Here is a 16988-nt window from a genome sequence, read left to right as displayed (position 1 = left end):
TGTAAGCCACGCCACAGCCAAATTGTGCGGCTGCACAAACCGCTGCATCCGATTGAGAGCCGTGGCCCATAGCGTCCCACGTCCGAGTGCGACCACAATCACAGTGGAAGCGTGTACCCGAACGACGAGTGGAGCCGAGAAGTTGACCAGCGACGTCACCCCACACCTGAAGCCCGTACCGACGCCGGGACCCACCGAGGCAGTCGACTCCGCACTCGCCGATCTGTCCGAGGGAGAGAAGAACTGGGGACGCCTCACCCTGGCCGAGCGGCGTGCCCTGCTCGAACGCGTGCACGCGCTGACCACAGCTCACGCGCAGGAGTGGGTGACGGCGGCAGCGTCGATCAAGGGACTCGACGCCTCGTCCACCCTCGTCGGAGAGGAATGGTTGTCGGGTCCGTACTCGTTCCTGAACGGACTCGGCACCGTGGCGCACACACTGGCGGCGCTCGAAGCCGGTAGCAGTCCGCTGGCCGGTGCCACGTTCGGAACGGCACCCGGTGGGCGCACGACGGTGTCGGTGCTGCCTCTCAACATCTTCGAGCGCCTCCTGCTCAACGGGTTCACCGCCGAGGTATGGCTGAAGCCCGGAATCGACCGTGCAACCGCACAGCGGACCGCAGGCCTCGCCCAGCTCGATCCCACCCGCACCGCGGGCATCGGAGTGGTACTCGGCGCAGGCAACATCACCTCGATCGCGCCGCTGGACGCACTGTACGAACTGATCGCGTTCAATCGAGTCGTCGCACTCAAGCTCAACCCGATCATGGATCCGCTGTTGCCGGTGTTCGAGAAAGTCCTCGCGCCGCTCGTCGACATCGGTGCATTGCGCCTGCTCACCGGCGGAGCCGACGTGGGCACCTACCTGGTCCAGCACGATCGTGTCGACCACGTCCACATGACCGGCAGCGCCATCACGCACGACGCGATCGTCTTCGGTCCGGGCCCGGACGGCGCTGCCCGCAAGGCGGCCAACGACCCGATCCTCACCAAGGAGATCTCCAGCGAACTCGGTGGCGTCTCGCCCACCATCGTTCTGCCCGGAGAGTGGAGCCGCGCCGATATCGAGTTCCAGGCCGAACACATCGCCACCCAACGCCTGCACAACAGCGGATACAACTGTGTCGCTTCGCAGGTCGTCGTGCTGTCCTCGGAATGGAAGCAGCGCGACCAGTTCGTCGCCGCCCTGCGCGCCGCGCTGGACCGCGCGCCCGCCCGTGCGCCGTACTACCCCGGCAGCGACAAGCGAGTGTCCGACGCCACCGCCACCTACCCGTCCGCCGAGCGCCTCGGCGAGCGCGGTGGCCGCGTGCTCATCACCGACCTGAACCCCGGTGAATACGCACCGCTGCTGCAGACCGAGTATTTCGCACCGGTCATGGGCATCATCGAATTGCCCTACAGCGGAGCAGCATTCGCAGCCAAGGCGGTTCAGGCCGCGAACGAGGAATTCACCGGCACCCTCGGCATCAACATCATCGGCACCCCCGGCACCATCAAGGGACTCGGGGAGAAATTCGACACCATGCTCGCTGACCTGCGCTACGGCACCATCGCCGTCAACGCCTGGACGGCCATCGGATTCCTCACCGCAGCAGCCACCTGGGGCGCATTCCCCGGCCACACCGTCGACGACGTCCAGAGCGGAATCGGCATCGTGCACAACGCCTTACTGATCGACGGAGCCGAGCGAACAGTGGTGCGCGGGCCCTTCCGGCCGATGCCGCGCTCGCTGATCAACGGCGAACTCTCCATCTCCCCGAAGCCACCGTGGTTCGTCACCAACAAGACCGCAGCATCGACGGGCAAGCTGCTCACCGCATTCGCGGGAGCACCGTCCTGGTCCAAGCTGCCGGCAATCTTCGCCTCCGCCCTGCGCGGGTAGAACCCACCGTCGACGACCGAAGGAAAATCATGAGCTCTCAGCGCACGACGGCCGACTACATCGTGGTGGGCGCAGGTTCGGCAGGCGCGGTGGTGGCCAATCGCCTCAGCGCAGACCCACGCAACGAGGTGGTTCTCCTCGAGGCCGGCCCCGAGGACAAGAACAAGTTCGCCCACATTCCCGCTGCGTTCTCCAAACTCTTTCGCAGCGAGGTCGATTGGGACTACTTGACCGAACCGCAACCGGAACTGCGTGATCGCAGCATCTATTGGCCGCGCGGCAAGATGCTCGGCGGTTCGTCGTCGATGAACGCGATGATGTGGGTGCGCGGATTCGCCGCCGACTACGACGAGTGGGCAGCGGTGTCCGACGACTCGTGGTCTTTCCGAAACCTCGTCGGATACTTTCGTAGGATCGAGAACATCGAGGGCACAACGGCAGTCGACGCCGGCACCGACGGCCCCCTCATCGTCTCCCACCAGCGCAGCCCCCGCGATCTGACGTCGTCGTTCCTCGACGGCGTCGAAGAAGCAGGCTATCCGCTGGAAACCGCGAACCTGCCCGAGCCCAAGGGCTTCACCCGCACGATGGTCAACCAGAAGCGCGGAGCACGGTGGAGCACCGCCGATGCCTACCTGCGACCGGCGAAGAAGCGCAAGAACCTGACCATCCTCACCGAGGCACACGCCACCCGTGTGCTCTTCGAGGGCAGCGCGGCGGTGGGAGTCGAATACGCCTCCGGCGGGCAGACACACACCGTGCGCGCACGCAAAGAGGTGATCCTCTCCGGCGGAGCCATCAACACCCCGCAACTACTGATGCTCTCGGGCATCGGAGACCAGGAACAGCTGAAGTCCCACGCCATCGCCGTCCAACACCACGCGCCCGGCGTCGGGCAGAACCTCCTCGACCACCTGGCCGCCCTCGTCGGCTGGAAAACCGAAAGAGACTCCCTCTTCCACGCCGAGAAGATCCCCGAGTTGGTCAACTACCTCGCGCGCCGACGCGGGATGCTCACCTCCAACGTCGCCGAGGCGTACGGATTCATCAAGAGCCGCGAGGACCTGGCCCTGCCCGACCTCGAACTCATCTTCGGACCGGCACCGTTCTTCGACGAGGGACTCGTCGGCCAGGACTCGCACGCCGCCGTCATCGGCGCGGTACTCGTCAAACCCGAGAGCCGCGGCGAGATCACCCTCCGATCGGCCGACCCGTCGGCCAAGCCCATCGTCGAACCCCGCTACCTCAGCGACCCCGACGGACTGGACCGCAAAGCGATGATCGAAGGCCTGCGCGCCTGCGTCGCCATCTCCGAAACCCCGTCGTTGAAGGGACTGCTCGGCGACGTCGTACGCCCCAGGGTGGCGTCGAACATCTCCCCGGCGGACCTGCTCACCGAGGCCCTCGAACAGAATGCGCACACGCTGTACCACCCCGTGGGCACTGCGCGTATGGGCAACGACCCCGCCAGTGTCGTCGATCCCGAGCTGCGAGTGCGGGGCGTCGATCGCCTTCGCGTCGCCGACGCGTCGATCATGCCCAGCATCATCCGCGGACACACTCACGCGCCGTCGGTGGTGATCGGCGAACGAGCTGCGGACCTGATCCTTCGTTGATCCCGAGTGAACCTTCGGAAAAATTCCGGTTTGACAGTCCGGTTTGTCGGGTAACAGGTGGACACGCTCCCTTGCAAGGGATCGAGATGGAACCCATCCGCTCGGCAAGCAGCGCCGAATGACCCACAACGCTCGAGAGACGAGCACGGAAGGTTGACCGACATGTTCACTGTTCGTAAAGCTTTGGCCGCCACCGCAATCGGTGCACTCACCATCGTCCCGCTTGCCGCATGCTCCAGCGACGAGGCGTCCGACACCGTCGACAACGCCACCTCCTCGGCAGCGTCGGCCATGGAAACCACCGAGAGCGAGCCCGAGCCCGCAGCCGAGGTCGACAGCCTCACCGGTGTCGACACCGCAGTTGCATTGGATCCCGGCTTCACCGGCGCGCTGACCACCCTGGGCCTCACGCCCGGCGTCGTCGGAACCGCCACTCTCGCAGACGGATCCATCCGCTTCCCGATCACCGGCGGAGACGTCAAGTACTGGGAGCCCGGCACCGTCGACCCCTACGTCCAGGGCGAGATCATGCACGACGGCAGCGGCCTGTCGCTGACCGCCGGCGAGACCGTCGTCGAGCTCATCAACTTCGACATCGATCCGGGCACTTCGCTTCTCACCGGTGACGTCATGGTCAACGGCGAGGAAGCTGCCGCAGACGCAGTTCTGTTCGATCTCGACGGCCGCACCCTGCAGCCGCTCGCTACCGGACCGGACAACACCGCGATCCTGCAGGGCACCGAGGTGAAGATCTCGGAGACCGCTGCCGGACTGCTCAACAGCACCTTCAACACCGATGCTGTGACCCCGGGACTGCTCGTGGGCGTTGCGACCATCACGATCAACACCGCCTAATCACAGTCTCCTGAACGCCCGTGCGCGAGTTGTCGCCGTGAAAACGGCGGCGCTCGCGCACGAGTGTTTGCATCGCACGGTCAGGAACCTCGCATGAGAGCCTTCACGAAGATCTACGGTGGACACCCGCTACACGCGGTCGGTCTGCTGCTCTCGTTCGCGCTGGTCGGCTACGTCGTGGCACTCATGGGGCCGCAGGCTCTGTGGAACAACGACGTGTGGTGGAAATCCGTTCTCGTGTGGTTCTTCGGATCGGTACTGCTGCACGACGCCGTACTCTTCCCGCTCTACTCACTGGCCGATCGGCTGCTCACCGGCATTCCGCGACACCGCCTGGCCGTGTCGCCGGTGAACTTCGTTCGAGTTCCCGCACTCGGAGCCGCCCTGACCTTCCTGATGTTCTTTCCCGGCATTCTCTCTCAGGGCGCGCAATCGTACCGAGCCGCAACCGGTTTGACCCAGGAACCCTTTCTCGGACGTTGGCTCGCACTGACCGCCGTGTTGTTCACCGTGAGCGCAGCCGCCTACTTCACCCGATGGACCCTCGTACGGAGCCGAGCATGAGCGTCACCGCCGATACACTCTTCAACCGCGCAGCAGCCGGACTACCCTGCTGGATAGGCGATTCCGACGGCAGCAGGCAGCAGCTTCCCACCGAGCGTTGGATGGGTGGCAGCGCCTCGTCGGCCGAGGATCGCCGCGCGGATCACGCGATGCTCAGCCGCTGTACCGGCCCCACGATCGATCTCGGCTGCGGTCCGGGTCGACTCACCGAAGCGCTTGCTCGACGCGGCGTTTCGGCACTCGGTGTCGACACCTCCCGAGCCGCCGTCGATCTGACCATCGGACGCGGCGGCAACGCCGTTCTCCGCGACCTCTTCGAGCCACTGCCCGACACCGGCAACTGGTCGTGTGTCCTCCTCGCGGACGGAAACATCGGCATCGGCGGAGACCCGGTGCGTCTGCTTCGCCGGGCCGCCGACCTGCTCGCCCCCCACGGAGCCGTCATCGCCGAAGTGGATGCGCCGAGCGACACGGGAATTCGCCACCGCACCGTTCGATGGGAAACCGACACCATGGTCGGCGACTGGTTCGCCTGGTCCAGTGTCAGCGCCGACGCCACCGCAGATCTCGCCGGCGCCGCAGGCCTGCGAGTGGTGGACGTGGCACCGATCCACGGGCGCTGGTTCGCTCAGATGACGCTGGCCCCGTTCACCAATTCGTGAACAGGAGATGATTGATCGCCAACGCGCCGATCACCTGCAGCGCCAACCAGAAACGATGCGTCCGGATCGGCAACACAGCAGGCGCGATCAGCATCCACATCGCGAAGGGCAACCAGATCCTCTCGGTCTCCGCTTTGCTCAACTGACTCAGATCCGCCATGACCACTGCCGCGATCGCCGAGATCACCAACAGGTTGATCGGCTCCAGCCGAGTGAGTATCCGCGGGAACGCCGCGGGCACAGCCACACCCAACGCACAGAACAGCGCCGCGAAGTTCGCCCAGCCCCAGTACTCGAACGGCCGGTCCTTCGCGATGCCCTGGTAGTAGCGCTCCTGCACCAGCAAGTAACCGTCGTACCACCAGAATCCGTACGCGGTGAAGATCCCGGCAACGATCAGCGCACCGATCAGCGCGCCGAGGAACGGCAGAATCCTTCGCCCGGCGATCAGCACCGCGATCGCAGGCAGGCCCATCAACACCAACCCGTAGTTGAGGTAGACGCCGAAACCGAGCAACACTCCCGCACCGATCGACGCGGGCCACAGGTAGCGCTTCGTCGAGATCGCCAGCAGCGCAATTCCCCACGCGGCGACACCGGCGTAGAACGCATCGGCGGAAACGGCGATCCAGATCGCGGCCGGGGCGATGGCCACGAACGGTGCTGCCCGCCGCGCGATGTTCTCGTCGCCGAGCACCCGGAGCGTGAGTACCAGCGCCACAGCGGCACTCGTGCCGACCAGCACACAGAGTGTCGCCGCCCAGGCTCCTCCGCCGAGGCCGAGACGATCGAGCCACACGAAAGTGAGCAGTGCGCCGGGGGGATGACCCGACACATGCGTCGTCCACGAATCGGCCTGGTAGTCCAGAATGCGTTCGGAGAATCCGCGGAGCGTGGCGGGAATGTCGGTGATGCCGGGCACTTCGTGCAGGTACTCGTCCGTCGATGCCAGCCGGTTCACGAAGCCGCGCTTCCAACCGTCCACCATCGCCAGCGACATCGTCCAGGCCGCCGACGCGCCCCACACCACGAACAACAGTCGCGTCCACGACAGTCGGCGTGCGACCGTCGGCCCCCACAGCACAGTGGCGACGGCTATCAGAACGGCGACAGGAGTTCCCCATCCCACGTGAATCTCGCGGAAGCCGAACAGCGGCGCCGCATCGGCGAAGTCACGTACCTGCTGCGGAGTTCTGTTGATGATGGGGGTGACGAGTTCGTTTCCCAGGTACGGAACGACGAATGCGACCACGACGAGCACGACGGCCAACGTGCCTGCGACGGCTTCTCTCCAGTAACGGATAGTCTTTTCTCCCTGCGGACTTGAAGGCGAACACGACTTCGGACCAGCATATCGACCGACGGTGATGGAGGATGAGCAGATGGACAACGACGCGACGGGGCGGGCCGAGATAGCCGTCATCGGCGGCAGCGGCTTCTATTCGTTCTTCGGAGCCGACGCCCAGGAGGTAGTGCTCGACACCCCCTACGGCGCTCCGAGCGCCCCGATCACGTTGGGCGAGGTGGAAGGTCGGCGAGTGGCGTTTCTGCCCCGACACGGCCGCAATCACGAGTACTCACCGCACACGTTGCCGTACCGCGCCAACATGTGGGCGCTGCGGATGCTCGGGGTGAGCCGAGTGTTCGCCCCGTGCGCGGTCGGATCCCTGGTGTCCGAGTACGGCCCGGGCACCGTCGTGATTCCCGATCAACTGGTCGACCGAACGTCCGGGAGAGCACAGACCTACTTCGACGAGGGCGGGATTCACGTCGAATTCGCAGACCCGTACTGCCCGACGCTCCGGAAGTCCGCGGTCCAGGACTCGGCGATCGACGGCGGCGTCATGGTCGTCGTCGAGGGTCCTCGGTTCTCCACTCGTGCCGAGAGCCAGTGGTTCGCGCGCCAGGGTTGGACGCTGGTGAACATGACCGGCCACCCCGAGGCCGTTCTGGCTCGCGAACTCGAACTCTGCTACGCACCGATCGCATTGGTGACCGACCTCGACGCCGGCATCGAGTCCGGTCAGGGCGTCAAGGCGGTGGACGTGTTCGCCGAGTTCCAGAAGAACATCGAGCCACTCAAGGCACTGGTGCGCTCGGCCATCTCCGACGCTCCCACCGGCGACTGCCCGACCTGTCGGGTGCACACCGGCCTCACGCTGCCGATCGAGCTGCCATGACCCGGGTACTGCTCACCGGCGCAGCCGGATTCATCGGCGGCCACATTCGCGATGCGGCAGCCGCCTCCGGCCACGAGATCGTTGCCGTCGACGCCATGCTGGAATCGGCTCACGGCCCAGGAGCGCGCGCCGACGGAATCATCGATCTCGATGTGCGCGACAAGGACTCGCTCGTCGACGCATTGCGCGGGGTGGATGTCGTGTGTCACCAGGCCGCCGTCGTCGGCGCCGGCGTCGATGCCGCGGATGCCCCCGCCTACGCCAGCCACAACGACTACGGGACGGCAGTTCTGCTCGCCGCGATGTACGAGGCGGGCTGTTCGCGGCTGGTTCTCGCCTCGTCGATGGTCGTCTACGGCGAAGGGCGCTATCTCAATTCATCGGGCGAGACCGTAGTTCCGCCGCCCCGCACCCGCGCCGATCTCGATGCCGGCTTGTTCGACAATCGCGATCCGAGGTCCGGTGAGCCCCTCGATTGGCTTCTGGTGGAGGAGGATTCGTTACTCGAGCCGAGGAGCATCTACGCGGCGAGCAAACTGGCACAGGAGAACTACGCCTCCGCGTGGGCGGTATCGACGGGCGGCTCGGTGGTCGCACTGCGTTACCACAACGTCTACGGACCGAACATGCCCCGCAACACCCCGTATTCCGGTGTGGCAGCGATGTTCCGCTCGTCGCTGGAACTCGGCCGGGCCCCGACCGTGTACGAGGACGGCAAGCAGGCCCGCGATTTCGTGCACGTTCACGACGTCGCAGCGGCCAACATCGCGTCGATCGACGCAGAGACCGAGGGCTTCACCGCCCTCAACGTCTGCTCGGGACAACCGATCACCATCGGTGAGGTCGCCACCATCCTCGCCGAAGCACGCGGCGGGCCTACACCCGAGATCACCGGACGCTACCGAGCCGGCGATGTACGGCACATCGTCGCCAGTTCCCGACTGGCCGAACAGACCCTGGGATTCCGCGCGAGGATCATGCCGAGGGACGGTCTCACCGCATTCGCCGACGCACCGTTGCGCGACGCCGAGGGCACGGGACCACCCCGTGTCTGAACAGAAATCGGTGACCGTCGTCATCCCCTGCATGAACGAGGCCGAATCGCTTCCGGCAGTACTCGATTCGGTACCGGCGGGCTACTCCACGATCGTGGTGGACAACAACTCCACCGACGCCACCGCCGCCGTCGCCGCAGCCCACGGAGCCACGGTGATCTCCGAAACCGTGCCCGGCTACGGCGCAGCAGTGCATGCAGGCGTCGTGGCAGCCGACACCGACATCGTCTGCGTCCTCGACGGAGACGGCTCCATGGATCCGCGTGACCTGCCGACCCTCGTGACGGCCCTCGACCATGCGGACCTCGCCGTCGGTCGCCGTCGACCGGCGAAGGGAAGCTCGCCCCTGCACGCCAGGATCGGCAATGCCGTTCTCTCACTTCGGCTTCGCACCAAGTACAAGCTGCCCGTGCACGACCTCGGAGCCATTCGCGCGGTACGCCGTCAGGCTCTGCTCGACCTCGGCGTCACCGACCGCCGCTCGGGCTATCCACTGCAGCTGCTGGTACTGGCGGCCGAAGCCGGCTGGACCGTCGTCGAACACGACGTGGTCTACCGACCACGGACAGCCGGAACGTCGAAGGTCTCGGGATCGGTGAAGGGAACCATCGTCGCCGTGCGGGATTTCTGGAAGGTGCTCTCGTGACCGTCACCGCTCTCGTCGTCGCCAAAGCCCCCGTACCCGGGCTGGCCAAGACCCGGCTCGCCGCCACGATCGGCGACTCCGCCGCAGCCGAACTGGCGGCGGCCTCGCTGCTCGACACCCTCGACGCCGTCTCGGCCGCCGACGTCGACCGCCGTGTCGTGGCCCTCACCGGCAATCTCGCCGACGCGGCCCGCGTCGACGAACTGACCCGCGCGCTGGCGTCGTTCACGGTCGTAGCGCAGCGCGGCGACGGGCTGGGCGAACGACTGGCCAATGCCCACGCCGACGCGGCCACCACCGGTTCCGTACTGCAGATCGGCATGGACACCCCTCAGGTCACGGCGCACTTGCTGTCCGACGCGGCCGCGCAACTCGGCAACACTGACGTACTCGGATTCGCCGAGGACGGCGGCTGGTGGGCGCTCGGCCTTCGCAACCCCGAACTCGCTCGGTTCTTGCTCGACGTGCCCATGTCCGCCCCGTCGACGGGCTCCGACACACTCGATGCCTTGACCGCGGCCGGGGCGTCGATCACGATGCTCCCGGAATTGCGCGATGTCGATTTCGAGTCCGATCTCGAAGCGGTGGCGCAATTGTGCGCACCGAACAGTCGGTTCCATATTGCCGTCGAAAAAGTCGGTAATTGAAAGCGGCCTCGGTCCGTTCCGTCAGGTCTGTTTCGACCGAAATGCCGCATCGAGCCCGCAATCTCCACATCCGTTGTGGAACAGCACCTTCGATCTGCCCGAATTGCCGGACCGCAGGCGACCAATATCGAATCGCAACAAAGCCGAACCACCGTTTCACGGCTATTTCACAGACACAGGTGCTAGAAAGTGTGACATGACCGGGTTGTTGATAGGCGTAGCCGTCTGGATGGTGTTCGCGACAGTCGTCGCCACCGTCCTCGGCCGCGTCGCGCGCCGGGGTGACTCCGAGGAATTGGGGTCGACGATCGAGTGGGACGTCGAGGCTCTCGAGCACGAACTTCACCACGAGAACTGACTGCGCTCAGTCGACCCGCTCGACGATCTCGGTGAGAATACGAGCCGCTGCGGCCAGCGTCTGGCGCTGCTGCGGCGTCAATTCGTCCAATTGTTCCGCCAGCGCGATTTCCCGAGCGGCAACCTCCTGCCGTGCAGTCGCCGTGCCCGCATCGGTCAACAGAAGAACCACCTGCCTGCCGTCCGTCGGATGCGGCTCCCGGCTCATCAAACCCAACTCGACCAAGGCGTGCGACGACCTGGACACCGACGGCGGCTTGATCCGCTCACGCGCCGCCAACTCCCCCGTCGTCATCGGCCCCTCACGAAGCAACGTCGTCAGAATCGACAGCTGAGCGACGGGCAATCTGTCGCTGGAATGGCGCAGTCGGAGTCTCCGATTCAATCGCATTGCACTGACGGACAAATCCCTCGCCAGCCGGGAATCGGGCAGATCACTCACGCTGTCCAGATTACGACACCGAGGTGCATTCGCCCGATTCCCAGAAACAGCGGATCGCTCGGTTTATTCCGCCTCGAACAAACCGCTGATATGGTTCTCGTCGGTTGCCGGGGAGTGAAATCGAATTGGGGGAGATCGTCGTGCGTCGCGTGGGTTCCAGAGTCTTGACCGTTGCCACCATGGCCGTAGCCACGTCGCTGCTGGTCACCGGGCCCAACGCCCTCGCAAATCCCAATGCGGTCAATCCCATTGCCGGACTCAACGGCACGTTCGGGCTGCCGCAGCTTCAGGGTCGCGCACAAGCCGTCGCTCAGGTGACCGGTATCTCGAGTCCCAACAACACGCAGAACGTCAACATGATCGGCACCGATCTCGGCATCATGTGGGACAACGGCCGCGGCGAGGTGCTGACGGCATTCGGCGATACCGCCGGCCTCGGCATACCCAACCTGCTGCAGGGCAGCCTGTGGTCGTGGCGCAGCAACGCCATCGTACGGAGCAACGACCGCAACCTCGCCGACGGCATGAACTTCGACAGCGTCGTACTCGACCCGATCGGCCAGACCAAAGAGGTCGTCCCCAGCCCCAAGATCCCGTTCGTCGAGATCAGCCGAATCCCGACGGCAGGCGTGGCCGTCGGCGACAGTCAATACCTCAACCTGATGTCCGTGAAGAACTGGGGACCGCCGGGAACCTGGGAGACCAACTTCTCCGGCCTGGCCGTGTCGAACGACAACGGGGAGAACTGGGCAGCGCTACCGGACACCCAACGGCCCAGCGTCGGCGGCGACCGCAACTTCCAGCAGAGCGCCTACCTGAAGGACGGCGGCTACGTCTACCAGTACGGCACCCCGCCCGGCCGCTTCAACCTCGGCCACGTCGCTCGCGTCAAGGAACAGGACATCGCCCGACTCGGCGAATACGAGTACTGGACCGGCCAGGACTGGAAGAAGGGCGACCCGGCCGCGGCCGCACCCATCGTCGGCGGCGTCGGTGAACTCTCCGTCGCGTACAACGCAGCCCTCGGTCAGTACCTGATGATGACGACCGACAACGCCAACTCGATCGTCCTGCGACGCTCGCCGTCACCCGTCGGGCCATGGAGCCCACCGGAGGTTCTGGTCGACACCCGCGAGGTCAGCTCCATCTACGCGCCGTACATCCATCCCTACTCGACCGGCCGCGACCTGTACTTCCTGGCGACGGTCTACCAGAACTACAACGTGCTGCTGCTGCGCGCGACGCTGTAGGAACCGCCACTAGGCTTCCGAAGGTGGACGCCGCAGAGTGGGATCGCAAGTACGAAGGCCGAGAACTCGTCTACGGCGAGGCACCGAACGCGACGCTCGTCGAAGTCGCGACGGCGCTCGAGCGAGGTCGCGCACTGGATCTCGCGTCCGGCCAGGGTCGCAACGCGATCTGGTTGGCAACCCGCGGCTGGACCGTCGACGCCGTCGATTTCTCCGCGGTAGCGCTGACGAGGGCGAACGACGTGGCGTCTTCGGCACCAAGGTCGGTGCGCGAGCGACTGACCTGGGTTCACGCCGATGTGACGCAGTTGTCAACAGAACCGAACTATGACCTGGTTCTCATGTTCTATCTCCACTTGCCCCCGAACGAACGGCAGAAGGCCGTTTCGGTCGCCGTTTCCGCACTGAAACCTGATGGAATCCTCATGATTCTCGGACACCACTCCGCGAACATCGACTCCGGCGTCGGTGGTCCACAGGAAGCCGAGATCCTCTACACGCCAGAGGATTTGGCGTCGGACATCGGTACTGGACTGACCATCCTCACTGCCGAAAACCGCTATCGCGACGTGACCGGCGGCACAGCGATCGACGCATTGCTACTGGCGAGTAGGCCTCCCCTTGGCAGCGAACCGGATCGGGGGTAATATCCGTTAAGTTACCGACGAGTAGCTAACTTGGGCGGTACTCACGAGACCGCACCACCGACTGGAGAGCGAACGAGCAATGGGCCATTACAAGAGCAACCTCCGGGATCTCGAGTTCAACCTCTTCGAGCTTTTCGGACTCGACGAGACACTCGAAGGCGACAACTTCGGCGACATGGACGGTGAAGTAGCCCGCGACATGCTGCGCGAGGTCGTACGCCTTGCCGAGGGACCGCTGGCCGAGTCCTTCGCGGACGCCGACCGCAACCCGCCCGTCTTCGATCCCGAAACCCACAGCCTGAAGCTGCCCGACTCCTTCAAGAAGTCGTTCAAGGCGCTCTACGACGGCGAGTGGTGGCGCGTCGGCCTCGACGAGGAAGTCGGTGGCATGGCAGCACCTCGCAACCTGCTCTGGGGCATCAACGAGATGCTCCTCGGATCGCAGCCGGCCGCGTTCATGTACTCCGCAGGCCCCGGATTCGCAAACATCTTGTACCACAACGGAACCGACGAGCAGAAGGAATGGGCCAAGGTGGCCGTCGAGCGCGGCTGGGGTGCCACGATGGTCCTGACCGAGCCCGACGCCGGATCCGACGTCGGAGCAGGTCGCACCAAGGCGATCAAGCAGGACGACGGCTCGTGGCACATCGAAGGCGTCAAGCGCTTCATCACCTCGGCAGTGTCCGACGACCTCTTCGAGAACATCTTCCACCTCGTACTCGCCCGCCCCGAAGGTGCCGGACCCGGAACCAAGGGCCTGAGCCTGTTCTTCGTGCCGTCCATCCTCTTCGACTTCGAGAAGGGCGAACTGGGCGAGCGCAACGGAGCCTTCGTCACCGGCGTAGAGCACAAGATGGGCCTCAAGGCCTCCGCCACCTGTGAACTCACCTTCGGTGGCAACGGCATTCCCGCCAAGGGCTGGCTCGTCGGCGAGGTCCACAAGGGCATCGCGCAGATGTTCGACGTCATCGAGCACGCTCGAATGATGGTCGGCACCAAGGCAATCGGCACCCTCTCCACCGGCTACCTCAACGCACTCGAGTACGCCAAGGAGCGCGTCCAGGGCGCAGACCTGACGCAGATGACCGACAAGACCGCTCCCCGCGTCACCATCACCCACCACCCCGACGTGCGCCGCAGCCTCATGATGCAGAAAGCGTACTCGGAAGGCCTGCGTGCGGTGTACCTCTACACCGCCGCACACCAGGATCCGGTCACCGCCAAGCAGGTCTCGGACGCAGACGCCGACATCGCATACCGCGTCAACGACCTCCTGCTGCCCATCGTCAAGGGCGTCGGCTCCGAAATCGCCTACCAGGTACTCGCGGAATCCCTGCAGACCCTCGGCGGCTCCGGATTCCTGCAGGACTACCCCCTCGAGCAGTACATCCGCGACGCCAAGATCGACTCGCTGTACGAAGGAACCACCGCCATCCAGGCGCAGGACTTCTTCTTCCGCAAGATCGCCCGCGACCGCGGCGTAGCACTGGCTCACGTTGCCGGACAGATCAAGTCGTTCATCGACAGCGAAGCAGGAAACGGTCGACTCAAGGCCGAGCGCGCACTGCTCGCCACCGCACTCGAAGACGTGCAGGCCATCGTCACCTCGATGACCCAGCACCTCATGGGCGCACAGGACCAGCCCACCGAGCTGTACAAGGTCGGCCTGGCATCGGTGCGCTTCCTCATGGGCTTCGGAGACCTGCTCATCGGCTGGCTGCTGCTGCGTCAGTCCGAGATCGCCATCGCTGCACTCGACAACGGCGCAGAGGGCAAGGAGAAGGCGTTCTACGAGGGCAAGATCGCAGTGGCCTCGTTCTTCGCCAAGAACATCCTGCCGCAGCTCACGGCAACCCGCGCCATCCTCACCAACATCGACAACGACATCATGGAACTGGACGAAGCAGCATTCTGATTCCCTGAACTCTTCGGCGGCCGCACTCGTTCTCGAGTGCGGCCGTTGTCATATGTACGCCGGGGCGGTGGTGTCGCGGCGGGGCCCGGGTTTGCCGCAAAAGCGCGCGCATTTGATTGGGAGGCGGGGGTGCGAGCCCCAGCCGCCGCAAAAGCGCGCGCGTTTGTCAGATGCGCGGGGTTGCAAACCCCCAGCCGCCGCAAAAGCGCGCGCGTTTGTCAGATGCGCGCGAATTCTGCCGAATACTCAGGCAATTTCGAGTGCATTCGGCGAATGCGCGCGCATTTGCGGGCCGCACGAGGTACTCCGCACCGTCCCTCGTGGTGGAGGCAGGGCAGCAGCCCGCTCCACAGCTCGGGCCACGCGCGCCACCAGCTCCGCCGGATTCGCCAAATCTGCCCACGTCCAGCGCACGACGGGATAGCCGAGATCGCGCACCGCGTCCTCCCGCACCTTCTCCCTGAACACCACGTCGCCGGGGTGCTCATCCTGCCGTAGGTACTTGGTGTACTTGGCTTTACCATCGAACTCGCACACCACGACGCCATTGACCAGCCAATCGATCCGCGCCACCGTCCGCCCGTCCGGATCCAGGATCTCCACCTGCGATTCCACGTCGAATCCGTTCTCACGCAGAATGACTCGACTCTGAGACTCGCCGGGGTTTTCGCTCCGAACGTCCATGAGAGAAATGGCTCGTCGCGCCTGCGCCACACCTTTCCATCCCCGAGCACGCTGCAACTCCGACTCAAGCTCCTTCGGATCGCAGCGCTTCAGAGCTGAGTCACCTGCGATCACCGCCGACAGAAGCGGCTCGGTACGGGCAAGGTCGACAACCGTCCGCGCCAATGAGGTCACGGGAATTCCGTCGACGGTGGTGCTGGGTACCCACGGCGCACAGTGCACGATCACCGCTGCATTCGCTCGACCTCCGCCGCGGCGGCGTCGGGTGACGTGAACTTTGTCGAATCCGCCCGTGGGCAAGGGTAATTCGTGCAGTAGCGCCGCCGAACGGTGACTCACCGTGCTGCCGTCCGCAATCATCGGAAATACGGCGTCGATCAACAGCCGATGCCGCTCCTGCTCCGAAAGGCCGGCCAGCCTCGACGTCGGAACGTAGACGCCATTCACCAAACGCTCCCAGCCCCCGCGTTCATACATTGCTCGCAGCTCGTGATCGGCATTGCCATCGGCAAGAGCCTCCGAGCGTCGCACCATTCGGTCATCCCTCATCTTTCGAGTCTCGACCATGCGCGCACCGATCCGAGGACGAAAGTACCTGCCTGTGTACAACTTCGGACCTGTGGATGAATACAGGTACGGGCGTACCAGTTCGCTGTGGCGCCGGAGCCGCCAACGCGCGCGCAGTCGTCAGGTGCGCGCAGAATTGCCCCCGATCAGGCCACCAATTCGCGCGCATTCAACAAACGCGCGCGCTTTTGCGAAGACTGGGGAACCGAAGCAGGCGAACGGGAACAGGGAACACAGGAACACGGGAAACAGGGAACAGGCCGACGGTGCATCGTCACGCGGGCCGACCCGACGAAGCGTCGAAGGGCGAAACCAACGCCGGACCCCACAAATGCGCGCGCAGCCGTCAGGTGCGCGCAGAATTGCCCCCGATCGGGCCACCAATTCGCGCGCATTCAACAAACGCGCGCGCTTTTGCGAAGACTGGGGAGGCGGGGGACCTAGGGAACCGACGAAGACTGGGGAGCCTGGGGGACCTGGGGAGCCGAACAGGGAACAGCCGCTACTGCTGCAGTTTGCGGAATTTGCTGCCGTGGAACACGATTGGGTTCACTTCACTCTGGACGTCCAGGGAATGTATGCGCAGCAACACTATTGCGTGGTCGCCCGCGGGGATTTGCTGCTCGATGGTGGTGTCGAGCCATGCGGTGGCCCCCACGATGAAGGCTGCTCCCCCGTCGGTGACGGTGAGGTCGAGGCCGGCGAATCGGTCACCGGTCTTGGCTGCCAGGGTACGGACGGCGTCGTTGTGTGCCTCGCCGAGAACGCTGACGCCGATGTTGGGTGCCAACTCGAGTTTCGGCCATGTCGTCGACGTGTTCTGGATGCACACCGCGACGAGGGGCGGGTCGATGGACACCGATACGAAGCTGCTGGCCGCCAAGCCCACCAGGACGCCGTCTATCTTCGCGGCGATCGCGACCACTCCGCTCGGGAACTGCGCGTACGCCTCACGAAGCGTCTGCTGATCGAGGACGGTACGTGTGAGCGTCATGGACGAAGCTCCCTTTCGATCT

Annotated in this window: 17 protein-coding genes; 13 read left to right on the top strand and 4 right to left on the bottom strand. The window is 64.9% G+C overall.

Annotated features, from left to right (window positions below):
- The first annotated feature begins 166 nt into the window (after window positions 1-166).
- The 5 genes from R4P47_RS13060 to R4P47_RS13040 all read left to right on the top strand — a co-directional run bounded on the left by R4P47_RS13060 (window position 167) and on the right by R4P47_RS13040 (window position 5582).
- Window positions 167-1885 (top strand): aldehyde dehydrogenase family protein, encoded by a 1719-nt coding sequence (locus R4P47_RS13060; RefSeq protein ID WP_176460203.1) that lies wholly within the window; start codon window positions 167-169, stop codon window positions 1883-1885.
- Between the two features lie 29 nt (window positions 1886-1914).
- Entirely contained in the window at window positions 1915-3501 is a 1587-nt protein-coding gene (locus R4P47_RS13055; RefSeq protein WP_317533562.1) for a GMC family oxidoreductase, read from the top strand.
- A 162-nt stretch (window positions 3502-3663) separates the two neighbouring features.
- On the top strand, window positions 3664-4356 hold the full coding sequence (locus tag R4P47_RS13050; RefSeq protein WP_094640843.1) for a hypothetical protein: 693 nt from the start codon (window positions 3664-3666) through the stop codon (window positions 4354-4356).
- A 93-nt stretch (window positions 4357-4449) separates the two neighbouring features.
- Window positions 4450-4920 (top strand): hypothetical protein, encoded by a 471-nt coding sequence (locus R4P47_RS13045; protein WP_094640606.1) that lies wholly within the window; start codon window positions 4450-4452, stop codon window positions 4918-4920.
- On the top strand, window positions 4917-5582 hold the full coding sequence (locus tag R4P47_RS13040; RefSeq protein ID WP_094640605.1) for a methyltransferase domain-containing protein: 666 nt from the start codon (window positions 4917-4919) through the stop codon (window positions 5580-5582). Before R4P47_RS13045 ends, R4P47_RS13040 begins: the two co-directional genes overlap by 4 nt.
- Here R4P47_RS13040 and R4P47_RS13035 read toward each other — a convergent pair.
- Entirely contained in the window at window positions 5569-6852 is a 1284-nt protein-coding gene (locus R4P47_RS13035) for a hypothetical protein (RefSeq protein WP_255183106.1), read from the bottom strand. The genes R4P47_RS13040 and R4P47_RS13035 overlap by 14 nt on opposite strands.
- A 112-nt stretch (window positions 6853-6964) precedes the next feature.
- On the opposite strand from R4P47_RS13035, the gene R4P47_RS13030 reads away from it, so the two are divergent.
- The 5 genes from R4P47_RS13030 (at window position 6965) to R4P47_RS13010 (ending at window position 10468) form a co-directional block, all read left to right on the top strand.
- Window positions 6965-7762, top strand: a complete 798-nt coding sequence (locus R4P47_RS13030; RefSeq protein WP_094640604.1) for an S-methyl-5'-thioadenosine phosphorylase — start codon at window positions 6965-6967, stop codon at window positions 7760-7762.
- Entirely contained in the window at window positions 7759-8817 is a 1059-nt protein-coding gene (locus R4P47_RS13025) for an NAD-dependent epimerase/dehydratase family protein (RefSeq protein WP_094687074.1), read from the top strand. The genes R4P47_RS13030 and R4P47_RS13025 overlap by 4 nt, the downstream gene beginning before the upstream one ends.
- Window positions 8810-9463 (top strand): glycosyltransferase, encoded by a 654-nt coding sequence (locus R4P47_RS13020; RefSeq protein ID WP_082898705.1) that lies wholly within the window; start codon window positions 8810-8812, stop codon window positions 9461-9463. The genes R4P47_RS13025 and R4P47_RS13020 overlap by 8 nt, the downstream gene beginning before the upstream one ends.
- Window positions 9460-10110 (top strand): DUF2064 domain-containing protein, encoded by a 651-nt coding sequence (locus R4P47_RS13015; RefSeq protein WP_317784946.1) that lies wholly within the window; start codon window positions 9460-9462, stop codon window positions 10108-10110. The genes R4P47_RS13020 and R4P47_RS13015 overlap by 4 nt, the downstream gene beginning before the upstream one ends.
- Before the next feature lie 196 nt (window positions 10111-10306).
- On the top strand, window positions 10307-10468 hold the full coding sequence (locus tag R4P47_RS13010; RefSeq protein ID WP_176460173.1) for a hypothetical protein: 162 nt from the start codon (window positions 10307-10309) through the stop codon (window positions 10466-10468).
- 6 nt (window positions 10469-10474) lie between these two features.
- Here R4P47_RS13010 and R4P47_RS13005 read toward each other — a convergent pair whose 3' ends face one another.
- Entirely contained in the window at window positions 10475-10909 is a 435-nt protein-coding gene (locus R4P47_RS13005; protein WP_094687077.1) for a MarR family winged helix-turn-helix transcriptional regulator, read from the bottom strand.
- A 179-nt stretch (window positions 10910-11088) separates the two neighbouring features.
- On the opposite strand from R4P47_RS13005, the gene R4P47_RS13000 reads away from it, so the two are divergent.
- The 3 genes from R4P47_RS13000 (at window position 11089) to R4P47_RS12990 (ending at window position 14721) form a co-directional block, all read left to right on the top strand.
- Entirely contained in the window at window positions 11089-12159 is a 1071-nt protein-coding gene (locus tag R4P47_RS13000; RefSeq protein WP_094687155.1) for a DUF4185 domain-containing protein, read from the top strand.
- 23 nt (window positions 12160-12182) lie between these two features.
- Window positions 12183-12806, top strand: coding sequence for a class I SAM-dependent methyltransferase (locus tag R4P47_RS12995; RefSeq protein WP_317533560.1), 624 nt, complete (start codon window positions 12183-12185; stop codon window positions 12804-12806).
- 79 nt (window positions 12807-12885) lie between these two features.
- Complete coding sequence (locus R4P47_RS12990; protein WP_068049178.1) at window positions 12886-14721, top strand: acyl-CoA dehydrogenase; 1836 nt, start codon at window positions 12886-12888, stop codon at window positions 14719-14721.
- 246 nt (window positions 14722-14967) lie between these two features.
- Here R4P47_RS12990 and R4P47_RS12985 read toward each other — a convergent pair whose 3' ends face one another.
- The gene (locus R4P47_RS12985; protein ID WP_317533559.1) at window positions 14968-15852 is read right to left on the bottom strand and encodes a hypothetical protein; all 885 of its coding nucleotides are present in this window, start codon (window positions 15850-15852) and stop codon (window positions 14968-14970) included.
- Window positions 15853-16474: 622 nt separating this feature from the next.
- A complete protein-coding gene (locus tag R4P47_RS12980) occupies window positions 16475-16966 on the bottom strand; it encodes a flavin reductase family protein (RefSeq protein ID WP_068049175.1) in 492 nt (163 codons plus the stop codon).
- Between the last annotated feature and the right edge of the window lie 22 nt (window positions 16967-16988).

The sequence above is a fragment of the Rhodococcus sp. IEGM 1370 genome (genome assembly GCF_033142325.1).
In the GTDB taxonomy this organism is placed as follows: domain Bacteria; phylum Actinomycetota; class Actinomycetes; order Mycobacteriales; family Mycobacteriaceae; genus Rhodococcoides.
Note: the sequence above shows the minus strand (reverse complement) of the source record. Positions and strands in the feature narration are given on the sequence as shown.